Annotated in this window: 14 protein-coding genes and 1 pseudogene; 8 read left to right on the forward strand and 7 right to left on the reverse strand. The window is 70.2% G+C overall.

The genetic code is table 11. From position 1 onward, the window contains the following. Positions 1-21 precede the first annotated feature (21 nt). Complete coding sequence (locus ACFZDC_RS34560; protein ID WP_391330054.1) at positions 22-927, reverse strand: LysR substrate-binding domain-containing protein; 906 nt, start codon at positions 925-927, stop codon at positions 22-24. 137 nt (positions 928-1,064) lie between these two features. Here ACFZDC_RS34560 and ACFZDC_RS34565 point away from each other — a divergent pair, with 137 nt between their 5' ends. The 8 genes from ACFZDC_RS34565 to ACFZDC_RS34600 all read left to right on the forward strand — a co-directional run bounded on the left by ACFZDC_RS34565 (position 1,065) and on the right by ACFZDC_RS34600 (position 8,606). Next, a complete protein-coding gene (locus ACFZDC_RS34565; protein ID WP_351225063.1) occupies positions 1,065-1,145 on the forward strand; it encodes a putative leader peptide in 81 nt (26 codons plus the stop codon). 172 nt (positions 1,146-1,317) lie between these two features. Continuing rightward, a complete protein-coding gene (gene sfnG, locus ACFZDC_RS34570; protein WP_391330056.1) occupies positions 1,318-2,454 on the forward strand; it encodes a dimethylsulfone monooxygenase SfnG in 1,137 nt (378 codons plus the stop codon). Between the two features lie 41 nt (positions 2,455-2,495). Next, a complete protein-coding gene (gene ssuE, locus ACFZDC_RS34575; RefSeq protein WP_391330058.1) occupies positions 2,496-3,053 on the forward strand; it encodes an NADPH-dependent FMN reductase in 558 nt (185 codons plus the stop codon). Next, positions 3,050-4,246, forward strand: coding sequence for an SfnB family sulfur acquisition oxidoreductase (locus tag ACFZDC_RS34580; RefSeq protein ID WP_391330060.1), 1,197 nt, complete (start codon positions 3,050-3,052; stop codon positions 4,244-4,246). The genes ssuE and ACFZDC_RS34580 overlap by 4 nt, the downstream gene beginning before the upstream one ends. Positions 4,247-4,279: 33 nt before the next feature. Next, positions 4,280-5,440 carry an LLM class flavin-dependent oxidoreductase gene (locus ACFZDC_RS34585; RefSeq protein WP_391330062.1) on the forward strand — a complete coding sequence of 387 codons (1,161 nt, stop codon included), beginning with the start codon at positions 4,280-4,282 and terminating at the stop codon, positions 5,438-5,440. Positions 5,441-6,366: 926 nt separating this feature from the next. Beyond that, the gene (locus ACFZDC_RS34590) at positions 6,367-6,687 is read left to right on the forward strand and encodes a hypothetical protein (RefSeq protein WP_391330064.1); all 321 of its coding nucleotides are present in this window, start codon (positions 6,367-6,369) and stop codon (positions 6,685-6,687) included. A 183-nt stretch (positions 6,688-6,870) separates the two neighbouring features. Then, positions 6,871-8,094, forward strand: a complete 1,224-nt coding sequence (locus ACFZDC_RS34595) for an acyl-CoA dehydrogenase family protein (protein WP_391330066.1) — start codon at positions 6,871-6,873, stop codon at positions 8,092-8,094. Between the two features lie 53 nt (positions 8,095-8,147). Then, complete coding sequence (locus tag ACFZDC_RS34600; RefSeq protein ID WP_391330068.1) at positions 8,148-8,606, forward strand: Rrf2 family transcriptional regulator; 459 nt, start codon at positions 8,148-8,150, stop codon at positions 8,604-8,606. 376 nt (positions 8,607-8,982) lie between these two features. Here the strand turns inward: ACFZDC_RS34600 and ACFZDC_RS34605 are convergent. The 6 genes and pseudogenes from ACFZDC_RS34605 to ACFZDC_RS34630 all read right to left on the reverse strand — a co-directional run. Then, positions 8,983-9,102, reverse strand: a pseudogene (locus tag ACFZDC_RS34605) (GntR family transcriptional regulator); the annotation flags it as partial. 47 nt (positions 9,103-9,149) lie between these two features. Continuing rightward, positions 9,150-10,076, reverse strand: coding sequence for an ABC transporter permease subunit (locus ACFZDC_RS34610; protein ID WP_391330070.1), 927 nt, complete (start codon positions 10,074-10,076; stop codon positions 9,150-9,152). Next, on the reverse strand, positions 10,063-10,860 hold the full coding sequence (locus ACFZDC_RS34615; RefSeq protein WP_391330072.1) for an ATP-binding cassette domain-containing protein: 798 nt from the start codon (positions 10,858-10,860) through the stop codon (positions 10,063-10,065). Before ACFZDC_RS34615 ends, ACFZDC_RS34610 begins: the two co-directional genes overlap by 14 nt. A 39-nt stretch (positions 10,861-10,899) precedes the next feature. Then, positions 10,900-12,006 carry an aliphatic sulfonate ABC transporter substrate-binding protein gene (locus ACFZDC_RS34620; RefSeq protein ID WP_391330074.1) on the reverse strand — a complete coding sequence of 369 codons (1,107 nt, stop codon included), beginning with the start codon at positions 12,004-12,006 and terminating at the stop codon, positions 10,900-10,902. Between the two features lie 1,001 nt (positions 12,007-13,007). Then, a complete protein-coding gene (locus ACFZDC_RS34625) occupies positions 13,008-14,159 on the reverse strand; it encodes a homoserine O-acetyltransferase (protein WP_391330182.1) in 1,152 nt (383 codons plus the stop codon). Continuing rightward, positions 14,156-15,517 (reverse strand): bifunctional o-acetylhomoserine/o-acetylserine sulfhydrylase, encoded by a 1,362-nt coding sequence (locus ACFZDC_RS34630; RefSeq protein WP_391330076.1) that lies wholly within the window; start codon positions 15,515-15,517, stop codon positions 14,156-14,158. The genes ACFZDC_RS34625 and ACFZDC_RS34630 overlap by 4 nt, the downstream gene beginning before the upstream one ends. Positions 15,518-15,520 lie beyond the last annotated feature (3 nt).

Genomic DNA, 15,520 nt, shown 5'->3' on the forward strand with positions numbered 1-15,520 from the left:
GGTCGTGCTCGCCGTCAGCCGTCAAGAATCGCCGTACGCCTGGGCGTTGCGCACGAAGAGCTCGTGCAGGTCGCGGACCGCCCGCGGAACGGAGCCGGAATGGCGGCGCTGCAGTACCAGCAGTACGTCGGTCGCATCCCCCGCGAGCGGCCGCACAGTGATCGCGCCCCGTCGCTCCAGAGGGTCGCCGACGACGCTGAAGTCGGGCAGCACCGTGGCCCCCAGCCCCTCGGCCACCATCAGTTTGCCCATCTCCGCGCCGTCGGTGGAGTACGAGAAGGACGGAGTCCGGCCGCGGAGCAGCCGGTGCAGGAAACGGTGCATCACATAGCCGGCCCGCATCACGACCAGTGGCTCGGCCAGGAGACTGTCCGCGTCCACCGCATCCATGGCCGCCAGCGGACTGTCCGGACGCACGCACACCACCGGCCGGCCGCAGAGCAACTCCGTCGTCTCGAAGCCGGGCGGCATGTCGTCGCCCCGCAGGTAGTTAACCAGTCCCAGGTCGAAGGCGCCCTCCAACAGCCCACGGTGGATGTCGGCCTGCTGCGCGCCGACCAACTCCACCTGGGTGACCGGATGTGAGGCCCGGAACTCGCGCACGGTCGGGATGACCAGCGGCACGGTAGCCGTGTTCACCGTGCCGAGCCGGACCATGCGGCTGACGCGGTGCTGGTCGCCGGCCGCGCCGCGCAGCCGGTCCACAGCGTCCAGCACACTCATGATGTGCGGCAGCAGCTCCCGGCCCTCGTCACTGATCTTCGCCCCGGTCCGCTTGCGCTCCAGCAGGTCCACGCCGAGCTCGCGCTCGAGATTGCGTACGGTCTCGCTGAGCGCCGGCTGGGACAGATGAAGTTCCTCGGCCGCGCGTCGGAGCGAACCGAGCCGTGTGACGGCAGCGATGTATTCGAGCTGTTCGATACGCACGAACAGGAGACTGCGCCCTCCCGGGACCGGGTTCAAGGGAATCCCTGTCACAACCTCGTGAATACCGACTCTCACCATGTGGAATCACATCCGGGCATTCTTGACCGGCCGGAGTCCCTCCTGGTTCGATCGGTGGCATGAAGCGACAGGACCTCACGCGGCGACGCCACGTCGACCTTGCGCGTGTTTCCAGCGCCTTCTGTCGCTGTCGGGTCTGAGCGCACCCGAGGGAAACCCTCCCACCCGCTCCCTCTTCTTTTTTCCGTGAATTCCGGTTCCGGCTCATGTCCGTCATGACGACGGCTTTCCCGGAAACGCCGCTCCAGTGTGCCTGAATTCCGCGGAGCTCATTCGTCCTGCCCGCGAAGCATTCTCCTGCCAGGAGTTCCCATGCCCGCATCCTCCGCATACCCCGGATCCGATCCCGTCCGCTTCGCCTACTGGGTGCCGAACGTCAGTGGCGGTCTGGTCACCAGCACCGTCGAGCAGCGCACCGACTGGGGCTACGACTACAACCGCGAACTCGCCGTCCTCGCCGAGAACAACGGCTTCGACTACGCGCTCAGCCAGGTCCGCTACATGGCGAGCTACGGCGCCGAGTACCAGCACGAGTCGACCAGTTTCAGCCTCGCCCTGCTGCTCGCCACCCAGCGGCTGAAGGTCATCGCCGCCGTGCATCCCGGCCTGTGGCACCCGGGCGTCCTCGCCAAACTCGGCGCCACCGCCGACCACTTGTCGAACGGCCGCTTCGCCGTCAACGTCGTGAGCGGCTGGTTCAAGGGCGAGTTCACCGCGCTGGGCGAGCCCTGGCTGGAGCACGACGAGCGTTACCGGCGCTCGGAGGAGTTCATCCGCGCCCTGCGGAAGATCTGGACCGAGGACCACGCCGAGCTCGCCGGTGACTTCTACCGGTTGCGTGACTTCTCCCTCAAGCCCAAGCCGCTGAACAGTCCCGAGCGTCCGCACCCGGAGATCTTCCAGGGCGGTAACTCCACCGCCGCCCGGGCCATGGCCGGCCGCGTCTCCGACTGGTACTTCTCCAACGGCAAGGACTTCGACGGCGTCACCGAGCAGATCGACGACGTCCGTGCCTCCGCCGCCCAAGCGGGCCGCAGCGCACCGAAGTTCGGTCTCAACGGCTTCCTCATCGCCCGCGACACCGAGGCCGAGGCCCGCGAGACGCTCCGCGAGATCGTCGCCAAGGCCGACACACAGGCCGTGCACGGCTTCCGTGACGCCGTCCAGCAGGCCGGTCCGTCCACCGGCGACGGCAAGGGCATGTGGCAGGACTCCACGTTCGAGGACCTCGTCCAGTACAACGACGGCTTCCGCACGGGTCTGATCGGCACCCCTGAACAGATCGCCGAGCGGATCGTCGCCTACAAGCGGCTCGGCGTCGACCTCTTCCTCCTCGGCTTCCTGCACTACCTGGAGGAGGTCGAGTACTTCGGCAAGCGGGTGCTGCCCCTCGTGCGCGAACTGGAGGCACAGGAAGCCGCGTCCGAGCCCGCCGCCGCCCACGCCTGACCGCAGACCGTACACGAAACGACGAACCGAAAGGTCCTCCCATGGCCACTGTCCTGTCCGTCTCCGGAAGCCCCTCGGCCACCTCCCGCACCGCTCGGCTGCTGCGCCATCTGGACGAGCGGCTCCTCGCGCAGGGGCACGAGGTGATTGCGCTGGACGTTCGTACCCTGCCTGCCGAGGCGCTGCTCGGGGCCGACTTCGGTCACCCGGCGATCGTCCGGGCCACCGCCCTGTTCGAGCAGGCGGACGGGGTGGTGATCGGTACCCCCGTCTACAAGGCCGCCTACTCCGGACTGCTGAAGTCCCTGCTCGACCTGCTCCCGCAGTACGCCCTGGCGGGCAAGACGGTCCTCCCGCTGGCCACCGGCGGCACCACCGCCCACGTCCTGGCCATCGACTACGCCCTGCGCCCGGTGCTGGCCTCCATGGGCCCTGCGCACATCACGCCGGGCTGGTTCACGCTCGACAAGGACATCACGGTGGGCGAGGACGGCACGCTGACCGTCGCGCCCGGATCGGCCGAGGCTCTGGCGCAGGTCACGGACCAGTTCTCGGCCGCGCTGGGCGGGCGGACGGCGCTGCTGGCGGCCGCCGGATGAGCGTCGTGCACGTCATCGCGGACGACGCGGAGGCCCTTGCCGTGGCCGCGGAGCTGGCCGCGGACTTCCGCAAGGGCGCCGCCGAGCGGGACGCGCGGCGCAGGCTCCCCCACGCGGAGCTGGAGCGGCTGTCCGCCTCCGGGCTGCTCGCCGTGACCGTGCCCGCCCGGTTCGGCGGCGCGGACGTCCACGCGGACACGCTCGCCGAGATCTTCCGGCTGCTGGCCGCCGCCGATGCCAGCCTGGCCCAGATACCGCAGAGCCACTTCGTGTACGTCAACGTGCTGCGTCAGCAGGGAACCGACGCGCAGCAGGAGTTCTTCTTCGGCGAGGTACTGGCCGGCAAGCGGTTCGGCAACGCCCAGTCCGAGGCGGGCACCCAGCATGTCCAGGACATCCGAACCCGCCTCGCCCGGCTCCCGGACGGGTCGTACGTCCTCGACGGCGTCAAGCACTACTCCACCGGCGCGCTGTTCGCCCACTGGATCCCCGTTCTCGCCCGCACCGAGGACGACACCTTGCACGTGGCGTACGTCCCGCGCGACGCGCCCGGCCTCACGGTCGTGGACGACTGGGACGGCATGGGACAGCGCACCACCGCCAGCGGAACCGTCCGCCTGGAGTCGGTGCCCGTGCCCGCCGACCGCGTCGTGCCGCACCACCTCACCTTCCAAGGCCCCCAACTCCACGGCGCGGTAGCTCAGTTGCTGCACGCGGCCATCGATGCCGGGATCGCCTCCGGGGCGCTGGCCGAGGCGGTGGACTTCGTCCGTACGAAGAGCCGCCCCTGGTTCGAGAGCGCCATCGAGGGGCACGCGACCGCCGCGGAGGATCCGCTGCTGATCCAGCGGTTCGGCGAACTGGCGATCAGAGAACGGGCTGCCGAAGCGTTGCTTCGCGCGGCCGCCCGTGCGGTCGACGACGCCCGCGCCGACCTGACCGACGACTCGGCCGCCGAGGCCTCGATCGCGGTGGCCGCCGCGAAAGTGACGGCGGCCGAGGCCGCCGTGGAAGTGGCCAGCGCCCTCTTCGAGGTCTCCGGCACCCGCTCGGCGCTCGACTCCCTGGGCCTGCATCGCCACTGGCGCGACGCGCGCACCCACACCCTGCACGACCCGGCCCGCTGGAAGGTCCAGCACATCGGCCGTTACGTGCTGGGCGGCACCAAGCCGCCCCGGCACGGCCTCCTTTGACTCACGCTGACGAACACTGATCGGAGCCCCCGCGTGTCCCTCACTTTCCACTGGTTCCTGCCCACCAACGGCGACAGCCGTCACGTCGTCGGCGGCGGCCACGGCACCCCCGCCACGGAGTCCGGGCGCGACCGGCCGCCGACGGTCGCCTACCTGAGCCAGATCGCGCGCGCCGCCGAGGACCTCGGCTTCGTCGGCGCGCTCACGCCGACGGGCGCGTGGTGCGAGGACGCGTGGCTGACCACCGCCATGGTCAGCCAGAACACCGAGCGGCTGAAGTTCCTCGTCGCCTTCCGCCCCGGCTTCGTCTCGCCGACGCTCGCGGCGCAGATGGCCTCCACCTTCCAGCGGCAGACCGGCGGACGGCTCCTGCTCAACGTCGTCACCGGGGGCGAGAGCCACGAGCAGCGGGCCTATGGTGACTTCCTGGACAAGGACGAGCGGTATCGCCGTACCGGCGAATTCCTGGAAATCGTCCGGGGGTTGTGGGAGGGCAAGACCGTCGACCTGTCCGGTGAGCACCTCCGGGTCGAGGACGCCAGGCTCGCCCGGGTGCCCGACCCGGTGCCCGAGGTGTACTTCGGGGGCTCCTCACCGATCGCCGGAGAGATTGCCGCCAGGCATGTCGACGTCTACCTCACCTGGGGCGAGCCGCCCACCGCCGTCGCCGGGAAGATCGCCTGGATCAGGAAGCTGGCCGCGCAGGAGGGCCGCAGCGTCCGCTTCGGAATCCGGTTGCACATCATCACCCGCGACACCTCCGAGCAGGCCTGGGCCGAGGCCGAGCGGCTGCTGGCGGGCTTCGACGCGGAGACCGTGCGGCAGGTTCAGGCCGGGCTTGCCCGCAGTGAGTCGCAGGGTCAGCAGCGGATGCTGGCCCTGCACGGGGGTGGGAGCCGGGACGGGCTGGAGATCCATCCCAACCTGTGGGCGGGCATCGGGCTGGTGCGGGGTGGGGCGGGGACCGCCCTGGTCGGCAGTCACACCGAGGTTGCCGAGCGGATCAAGGAGTACGCCGCGTTGGGGATCGAGGAGTTCATCTTCTCCGGGTATCCGCATCTGGAGGAGGCGTACTGGTTCGGCGAGGGCGTGCTGCCGAAGCTTCAGGCGCAGGGGCTGTGGCGGCACCCGTACGGGCAGCAGGTGGCCCCCGCCGCCCAGGTCCCCTTCGCCGGTTCCGGGAGCGCGCGATGACCCAGGTGATCGCCGACGACGCCGAGGCGGTCGCCAAGCGCCCGCGAGGCCGCCCTGCGCGACGCTGACGGTGTTCTGCCGCGCACAGAACTCGGCGAACGGTCGGACTCCGGGCTGCCGGGCATCACCGTGCCCCGCTCCCACGGAGATGCCGAGATGAGTGCCCGCACCCTCGGCGAGGTCGTCCGATGCTGTCGGCGATCGACTCACAATCGGCCGGACCCCGCAGAACCACTGCTCGTTCGCCACGCTGGTGACCCCGGCTCCAGCTGGTCTTCGTCTACTTCTGGCTGGGCATCGCCGAGAGTGCGCTCGCCGCCGCGGCCGACCAGACCCGCAGCACCACCCGTCCCTGGCTGCTGTCGGGCGTCGACTCCACCACCCAGGACCCCTACACACTGGCCACCTACGGCGAACTCGCCGTCCGGCACGCTCGGCGCGCCTCCTCGTCGACCACGCGTCCGAAGCGGTCCAGCGAGGCCTCGACCACGCCCGGACCTCACCGACGACGAGCGTGGCGAGATCGCCGTCACCGCCGCCACCGTCGAGGTCGCCGCGACCCGTGCCCCCCTCGACATCACTGACCGGATCCTCGAAGTCACCGGCGTCCGCGGGCCGCCGCCGAGGGCCGCGACCCGTACAGCAGCAAGATCTTCCTCCTGTTCAGGCCATCCCCCCCACTGGCGAGGAGGCCCGCGCCGAGTACGACGACCTCATCTCCTGCGCCTCCTACGAGGGCGCCCTCGCCTTCTACGGCGGCCGAAGCGGCCTCGACCTGTCCGAACTTGCGCCGGACCAACCTCTCGAGTACGTCGACACCGACACGGTCCGCTCGGCGCTCGCCATCTTCTCCACCGCCGATCCGACCCGCCGCTGGATCCCCGACCAGGTCGCCCCGCTACCTGGGCATCGGCGGCATCGGCCCCATGGTGGTGGGCCCGGCGACGGTCGCCGACGAACTGGAGCACTGGGTCGAGGAGGCCGACGTCAACGGTTTCAACCTCGCCTACGCCACCACCCCCGGCACCTTCGCCGACTTCGTCGACCTCGACCCGAAACTGCGCAACCGCGGCAGGATCCCGGCCCCGTCCGGCGGCGCCACGCTCCGCGAACGCCTCCACGGCGCGGTCGGCAGCCCCCGGGTCAGGGACGACCACCCGGCCGCCCGCCATCGTGAACGCGCCATCCGAGAGCGTGAAGCAGCCGGAACCACGCCAGCTTTCCTAGTTTTCCTATCGAATTACTAGGAAAGCGTTGACGGTGGTCGAACAGGAGAGTGAGGATGATGAAGCCGACGCGTCACTGCGCACCCCTGCACTCCCACGCCGCCTCGCCGGGCACCGCGTCGTACTCGGTCCCCTGAAGGAAGACGCCATGACCACAGCACTGAGCTGTAGCGACAGCCGCAGTCGCATGAAGCGGGTGAGGATATGACGGTGACGGCGGACGAGGTGACCGACGCGGGAGCCCGGCAGGTCGACTGGCTGCACATAGCCCGGGAGACGGCGGACGACCTGGCCACGGACGCGGTCGAGCGTGAACAGGCCGGCAAGGCACCGCTCGACGAGGTGGCGCGGTTGCGCGAGTCGGGACTGCTGACACTGCCGGCACCGGCCGAACTCGGGGGAGGCGGTGGGGACTGGCGCACGGCTTACGCGGTCATCCGGACCGTCGCCGCGGCCGACGGTGCCATCGGTCACCTGCTGGGCAACCACTACTTCCTGTCCTGCAGCGCCCGGTTCTTCGCCGACCGCACCCTTGCTGCCCGTATCGAGCGGGAGTCGACGGCGGGGCAGTGGTGCTGGGGAGGCGGTATCGCCTCACATGAACCACCACTCGTCCTGACCCCCACGTCGGGCGGCTATCTGCTCAACGGCTATCAGAGGTATGCCACCGGAGTCGGGATCGCCGACAGGCTGGTGGTTCGAGCCGCCAAGTACGGCACCGGTGAGCCGCTGGCCGTCCTGGTCGACCCCGCCCGCTCGGGCGTCGTGAGCGGCAGCAGCGAGGACGCCTTCGGCCAGCGGCTGGCGGCCGGTGGGGGCGTTGAGTTCGATTCCGTGCCGGTGGCGGCCGACGACGTGCTCGGCTCCCTCTCGCCGGACGAGGGCGTCCTGTCACCCTTCGCCTCTCTGGCCGCGCCGACCGCGCGTCTGGTCTCCGTCCAGTTCTGTCTTGGCGTGGCAGAGGGCCTGCTGGCCGAGATTCGCGAGTACGGAAGGGTCATGAGGCCCCCCTGGCAGCCCTTCTCGCCTCAGCCCTGGCCGGACAACCCGCCGCAAGATCCGTACGCGCTGACCGTGTACGGCGAGCTCACCGTCGTCGCACGTGCCGCGTCCGCCCTCGCCGAGCAGGCGGTGGATGCCGTGGTGCGCGGCCTCGTACAGGGCGAGGAACTCGACGACGAGGAGTGCGCGGAGATCTCCGTCCTGGCGAGCGTGGCCGATTCTGCCGCCTCCCGGGCCGCGCAGGAGATCACCACCCGTGCCCTGGACGTCATCGGCGCCGAGGCCGCCTCCGCGCGGCACGGCTTCGACCGCTTCTGGCGTAACGCCCGGACACACACCCTGCGCGAGCCGGTCGCCCACACACTGCGCGAGGTGGGCGACTACTTCCTCAACGGCGCGCACCCACCCTTCGCCCTTCCAGCCTGACCGGGAGGGCGACCGGCGCGCGGGCGGACACGACAGTGATGGATAATCGCGGCATGCGGATCTCGGCGCGGGCGGACTATGCGGTGCGGGCGGCACTGGAGCTGGCCGCAGCAGGGGGCGAGGCCTCGCTCAAGGCCGAGGCGATCGCCGCGGCGCAGGGCATCCCGCACAAATTCCTGGAGGGCATCCTCGGCGACCTGCGCCGGGGCGGTCTTGTGGTCAGCCAGCGGGGCGGCAAGGGCGGCTACCGGCTCGCCCGCCCGGCGGAGACGATCGCCATCGCCGACGTCATCCGCGTCGCGGACGGCCCCCTGGTCTCGGTGCGGGGAGTGCGCCCACCCGAGCTCTCCTACTGCGGTCCCGCGGAGTCGCTGCTGCCGCTGTGGATCGCCGTACGCGCCAACGTCCGCAAGATCCTCGGCGAGGTCACCCTGGCCCACGTCGCCGCGGCCAAGCTGCCCGACGAGGTCCTGAGCCTCGCGGAGGACCCCGAGGCCTGGACGAATCCCTGACCGCCGTCCGGTGAACGAAACGAGCAGAACTCCGCGACGGACAAGCTCCTCGAGACCCGGTTTCTCGCGAGCTCGGGCTCGCCGGCATCGTCCTGCGCATCCCGGGCATCGGTATCTTGCCCGGTGCGGAGGTCCTCGCCGCCGTCGGCGGCAGCCTGGACGAGCACCGGCCGAGTAGCCACCACCGGACACTCCAGCGCTGCTTTCGACGCCCGGGTCTTCGCCGGTATCCACACGAGGCCGGCCGACGAGGCGGGGATCACGCCCGGCACGAACGTGGCACGGTACGTCCCGCAGAACACGGGACGCCTCTTGGCCGCACGGCACGTCGCGGTCGCAGCGCCCGCGCCGCATAGGCCCTGACGTCCGCGTCCGAGTCCGTCGTCGCGGTGGGACGTTCCAGCATCATGACGGCCGCGCCGCGCGGTGCCTGCAGTACGGCGGGGGAGTGGGCGTCGGCGTTCACCGCCTCGAGGCTGATCTCGGCGTGACCGAGATGCCGCGGGTCGGGCGCACACTCCGTGTCGGTCGGGATCCGTTCGCTCAGCGGGTGACCAGCAGGCCGCGGCTGCGCAGCACCCACCGCTCCAGCGGGCTGAAGATCAGCAGGTCGATGGCGATGCCGACGAGCAGGATCAGGAAGATGGCCAGGAACACCTGCGACATGCTGGAGTTGTTGCGCCCGTTCTCCAGCAACTGGCCCAGGCCGACACCCAGATCGGGCGAGGAGGCGATGATCTCGGCGGCCATCAGAGACCGCCAGGAGAACGCCCAGCCCTGCTTGAGTCCCGCCAGATAGCCGGGAAGTGCCCCCGGCAGCACGATGTGCCGCGTGCCGCGCAGGCCGGTCGCGCCCATCGTCCGGCCGGCCCGTAGGAACAGCGGCGGGATCTGGTCGATGCCCGCGACGAGGCCGTTGGCGATGGACGGGACCGCGCCGAGCAGGATCACGGCGTACATCATCGAGTCGTTCAGGCCCAGCCAGATCACCGCAGGCGGCACCCAGGCCACCGACGGCAGCGACTGCAGGCCGGACAGGATGGGGCCGATGGCCGCCCGGACGAACGCCACCCGGGCGACCAGCAGGCCGAGCGGCGTACCGATGGCGAGCGCCAGCAGGAAGCCGAGCAGACCGCGCGAGACGCTGGTCCAGATGTAGCCGAGCAGAGTGCCCTGGACCCAGGCATCGCGCACCTCGCCCCACACGTCGGAGGGCGCGGGCAGCTTGTAGCCGGGGGCGACGTTCGCCCACACCAGCAGTTGCCAGACGACCAGCACCAGTGCCACGGCGATGACGGGGGGCAGGACCTTGCCTACCAGGGTCTCGCGCAGCGGCGCAGGACCGGCCTGCACGGAGTCCAGGGCGTCGAGCCCGGCCTCCACTCCCGCGAGATCACTCGGCGTCTGGGGGTCCTCGACTGCCGTGGAGCCGTCCTTCTCGGTGTCGGCGCCGGTGTCAGTGCTGGCCATGGCGGCGGATCTCCCCACGCAGTGCTTCGGTGATCTCGACAGACAGTTCGGCGACCGCGCTGTCCTCAATGCGGCGTGGCTGTGGAATGCCGACCGTCCACTCCCGGGCGATCCGCCCCGGGCGGGAGGAGAGCAGGATGACGCGCTGCGCCAGCTTCACCGCCTCGCGCACGTTGTGCGTCACGAACAGCACCGACAGTCCCGTCTCCTGCCAGATACGGGTCAGTTCCTCGTGCAGAACGTCCCGGGTGATCGCGTCCAGCGCGGCGAACGGCTCGTCCATCAGCAGCAGTCGGCTGTTCTGGGCCAGCGCCCGGGCCAGCGCGACGCGCTGCCGCATGCCGCCGGACAGTTCGTGCACCCGCTTGCGGTACGCGCCTTGCAGCCGTACGAGTTCCAGCAGCCGTTCCGCTTCCTGCCGGCGCTCCGGCTTGGCTATCCCCCGCAGCTTCAGGGCGAGTTCGATGTTCTTGCCCGCGGTCAGCCACGGGAACAGGGCGTGCTCCTGGAACATCAGGGCGGGCCGGCCGTCCGTGTCGATGGAGCCGGCAGACGGCAGGTCCAGTCCCGCGACCAGGTTGAGCAGGGTGGACTTGCCGCAGCCCGAGGCTCCCAGGAGGGTGACGAACTCGCCCGGTGCGACATCAAGCGTGATGTCGTCCAGCACGAGCTGCTGTCCGCCGGGCGTGCCCGGGGCGGGGAAGGACTTCGAGACGTGCTCGATACGGGCGGCGTGCGTCACCGCCGTGGCGTCCTCGGCATCCTTGGTGATCGTGGTGGCCATGGTCGTCACCTCCTGGGAACTCGTCAGGTCCGGTCGTCGTTACTCGGTGCCGAGTCCGGCGTCGTCGACCCCGTTCTTGCCCTCGGCCTTGAGGACCTTGTTGAGCGGTGCGAGGTCGTAGATGCCCTTCAGGGTGGGGTTCTCCAGCAGGCCGGCCTTCACCGCGTGCTCCGCCTCGGTGTTGAGGGTCGAGGCCAGCGGGTCGTCGAGGAAGGCGATCGACTTCCAGGCCGGGTCGATGACGTTGGCGGGCAACGCCTTGCCCGACAGCTTCTCCAGCGCCGTGTTGGCGGAGGCCTTCGCCTTCTCCGGGTTGGCGTTGATCCATTCGTTCGTCTTCACCGAGCCGCGCAGTACGGCCTCGACGACGTCGGGGTGCTCCTTGAGGAACTTCTGCGACACGATGATGTTCGTGATCACGAACTTCTTGTCGGGCCACAGTGTCGACTCGTCGAGCAGCACCTTGCCGCCCTCGGCGACCAGCTTCGACGCGGTCGGCTCCGGCACCCAGGCGCCGTCGACGGAGCCCGACTTGTAGGCGTCCGGGGTGATCTTGTTGTCGGTGCGGACGACGGAGACGTCGCCCTTGCCGCTCTGGGCGTCGACCTTCCAGCCCTGGTCCGCGATCCAGTTGAGGAACGCGACGTCCTGGGTGTTGCCGAGCTGAGGCGTGGCGATCTTCTTGCCCTGGACGTCCTTCAGGGACTTGATCTTCTTCGGGTTGACGACGAGCTTCACACCGCCGGAGGCGGAACCACCGATGATGCGCAGGTTCTTGCCGCCCGACTTGGTGTAGCCGTTGATGGCGGGGGAGGGGCCGATCCACCCGATGTCGATGGACCCGGCGTTCAGCGCCTCGATCTCGGAGGGGCCGGCGTTGAAGGTCGACGGCTTGATCGTGGTGCCGCCGAGTTCCTTCTGGAACAGGCCCTCCTGGACGCCGACCAGAGCGGTGGCGTGCGTGAGGTTGGGGAAGTAGCCGATCTTCACTTCGTCGGCGGAGAGCTTCTTGGCGCCTGCCGCGGGCGCGGTCTGCTTGTCGTCGTCGGTGGAGTTGGAGCCGTAGCCGCATGCGGTGAGCAGGAGTGGAAGCGTAGCTATGACGGCGAGGGTGCGCAGGGCGGTGAGCGGTCTTGCGGCAGACACGGAGGTGTCCTCTCAGGGAAGGAGGGGTGATCAAGGAGATGTGGAATGGCGTGCTGGGGTCTCATTCCGGCCGACAGATGGAACTGGACGTACGGCCGAAGTCGATGTGACGACGCGAGGTCAGCACGGGCAGCACCCGGTCTGCGCAGCTGAGCGCTCCCACCGCCACCCCCCTGATCCCTAGTTTTCCTACCTGGCTGCTAGGGATCGTGGCAGAAGGCGGCAACCATCCCAAGAGGGCATTCACATGATGGACGGGACTATCTCAATATTCGGGATCGAGGCCCATTGCCCCAGCGTGTTACGGGTTTTCCCGGACGCTCGGGATCGCTCAAGCCGCTGCCTCCAGCCCGACACGTCCGCCGAGCGCAGCGGAGAACTGATCGGCGACCCGCTCGATGTGCCAACCAGATCGTCCCGGTGCTCACCGAGGCCGTACAGGAAGGGCGTCCGGGAGCCGAGGTCCGGGTGCGGATCGACCGCTCGGCCCGGCTGTACGCCGCCCCGGCTGGAATCCGCCCGCCGCCCCCGCTCCGCTGCCCCTGGTCGCCATCAATGACCCCTGCGCCATCCGCCGCCGCACCCTCACCGCACTGGCCGCCGACCGCACCCCGGCCCCGTCGTCGAGGCGGCTGTCTCGCGGGTGTCCTCGACGCGGCCCGCGCCGGACTGGGCGCCGCGCTGCTCGCCGTATCCGGCGGCCAACACCCCGAAGGCTGACCCTGGTCGGCGGCCTGTCCGCGGTCGCTCCGGTACGGCTCAGCGCGAGCGCCCGGCGCGGCGCCGACCTCTTCCTCACCGGCGCCGTCGTCGAGGCGGTCCGGCGCTGCTCGCCGCGTGCGAGACCGGCCCCGGGTCCTGGTCGCGCGGGCGGGGTCGGCGGGCCTTCTCGTGTGGTGAGACGTTCTGGTGCGGGTGGAACGCGCCCACTTGATTCGACGCGCAGCGTCACCGCCGACGGCGAGGGCCGGAGGGCGAGCCCACGCGCCACCCCGCGCGGTCTAGCCGACGAGTTCGCGTACGAGTGCGGCGACTTGCTCCACTTCGATGAGGAAGCCGTCGTGACCGTATGGGGATTCGACCACCCGGACGTGATCCGCTGTGAGTATCCCGGCCGCCAACTCCGCTTGCTGGGACAGCGGATAGAGGCGGTCCGAGTCGACGCCTGCGACGAGGGTCCTGGCCGTCACACGGCTCAGGGCGGCGCGCGTACCGCCTCGGCTGCGACCGATGTCGTGACTGTTCATGGCCTCTGCAAGCGCGACGTAGCTGCCCGCGTCGAAGCGGCGCACGAGCTTGGCGGCGTGGTGGTCGAGGTAGGACTCCACCTGGTACCGGCCGCCGTTCCAGGGATCCTCCGTGCCCTGCGGCGTGCGGCCGAAGCGGACCTGGAGCTCCCGTTCGCTGCGGTAGGTGACGTGGGCGAGGCGACGGGCCAGGCCGAGTCCCGCATGCGGGCCGAGTCCGGGGCCGGCGTCGTGGTAGTCGCCGCCGCGCCAGTGCGGGTCGCTGCGGATGGCATGGAGCTGGATGTTCGCCCAGGCGATCTGCTCCGCGCTCGCCGCGGCCGCCGTGGCGAGCAGCAGGAGCGCCCGCGTCCGTCCCGGATGCGACACGGCCCATTCCAGCGCCCGCATTCCGCCCATCGACCCGCCGACGACCAGTGCCCAGCGGTCGATGCCCAGTGCGTCGGCCAGGCCCGCCTCGGCGGCCACCTGGTCACGTTGCGTCAGGAAGGGGAAGCTACCACCCCAGTGGCGTCCATCCGGAGTGAAGGACGCCGGCCCGGTGCTGCCCTGGCAGCCGCCGAGCACGTTCGGAGCCACGACGAACCAGCGGCCCGTGTCGAGCGCGCGCCCGGGGCCGATGAGCCCGTCCCACCAGCCGGCGGTGGGGTGCCCGGGTTCGGCGGGGCCGACTACGTGGCTGTCGCCGGTCAGGGCGTGCAGGACCAGCACCGCGTTGGAACGGTCGGGAGCGAGCCGCCCCCATGTCTCGAACGCGAGCCTCACGCCCGGAAGTTCACCGCCGGCCTCCAGGGGAAGCGGTTTGTCACGCTCGTACCACTGGCGACGCCCGGGCGGGTCCCCCTCCCGCCAGGCCCCGGAGGCCGGCGGGAGGGGGACCTCGGACGGCGTCAGTACGGTGTTCAGGACGCGCCCTTCGCCGCGCGGAACCCTGCCTCCAGGTCGGCCTTCAGGTCGGCGAGGTTCTCGATGCCGACCGACAGGCGCACCAGGCCGGGGGAGGTGCCGGTGGCCGCCAACTGCTCCTCGTCGAGCTGGCTGTGGGTGGTGGACGCCGGGTGGATGATGAGGCTGCGCACATCACCGATGTTGGCGAGGTGACTGAAGAGCTCCACGGCGTCCACGAACCGTTTGCCCGCCTCGACACCGTCCCGCAGCTCGAAGGAGACCACGGCACCGGCACCGCTCGGCAGGTACTTCTGCCCCGCCTCGTACCACTTGCTGGACTCCAGCCCCGGATAGTGGACGGCGGCGACCTCGTCCCGCTGTTCCAGCCATTCGGCCAGGGCCTGGGCGTTGGCGGAATGCCGTTCGATGCGGAGGCTGAGTGTCTCAACGCCCTGCAGGAGCAGGAACGCGGAGTGCGGGGAGAGGGCCGGCCCGAGGTCGCGCAGCAGCTGCACCCGGAGCTTGACGGCGAAGGCACCCGGGCCGAGCGCCGGCCAGTACTGCAGCCCGTGGTAGCTGGGGTCGGGCTCCGTGAAGTCCGGGAACCGCTCGGCATGAGCCCCGAAGTCGAAGGTGCCGCCGTCGACGACCACACCCGCGATGGCCGTGCCGTGCCCGCCCAGGAACTTGGTCGCCGAGTGGACGACGATGTCCGCGCCGTGCTCGATGGGCCGCAGGAGATAGGGCGTCGGGACCGTGTTGTCCACGATCAGCGGCAGCCCGGCCGCGTGCGCCACGTCCGCGACCGCCCGTACGTCGAGCACGTTGCCGCGCGGATTGCCCAGCGTCTCCGCGAACAGCGCCTTGGTGTTCGGCCCGATCGCCGCCCGCCAGGCCTCGAGGTCGTCCGGGTTGTCGACGAAGGACACCTCGATGCCCAGTTTCGGCAGCGTGTGCCGGAACAGGTTGTACGTGCCGCCGTACAGCGACGTACTGGAGACGATGTGGTCGCCGGAGCTGGCGAGCGTCAGGATCGCCAGGGTCTGCGCCGCCTGCCCGGAGGAGAGCGCCACGGCTGCGACCCCGCCTTCCAGGGCGGCGATACGCTGCTCGAAGACGTCCTGGGTCGGATTGTGGATGCGGGTGTAGATGTTGCCCGGTTCGGCCAGCGAGAACAGATCGGCGGCGTGCTGCGTGTCCCGGAACACGAACGACGTCGTCTGGTAGATCGGCGTCGCCCGGGCTCCGGTCGTCGGGTCGGCCGCCGCCCCGGCATGGATCTGCTTGGTCTCGAACGACCAGGCCGAGGTGTCGGGCCCGGCGGACGGTTCCTCAGAAATGTGGCCGGCGGTGACAGAGTCGATGGGCTGGCTCATGGT

Origin of the sequence: Streptomyces sp. NPDC007905, from assembly GCF_042959345.1 — a bacterium.
GTDB lineage: Bacteria > Actinomycetota > Actinomycetes > Streptomycetales > Streptomycetaceae > Streptomyces.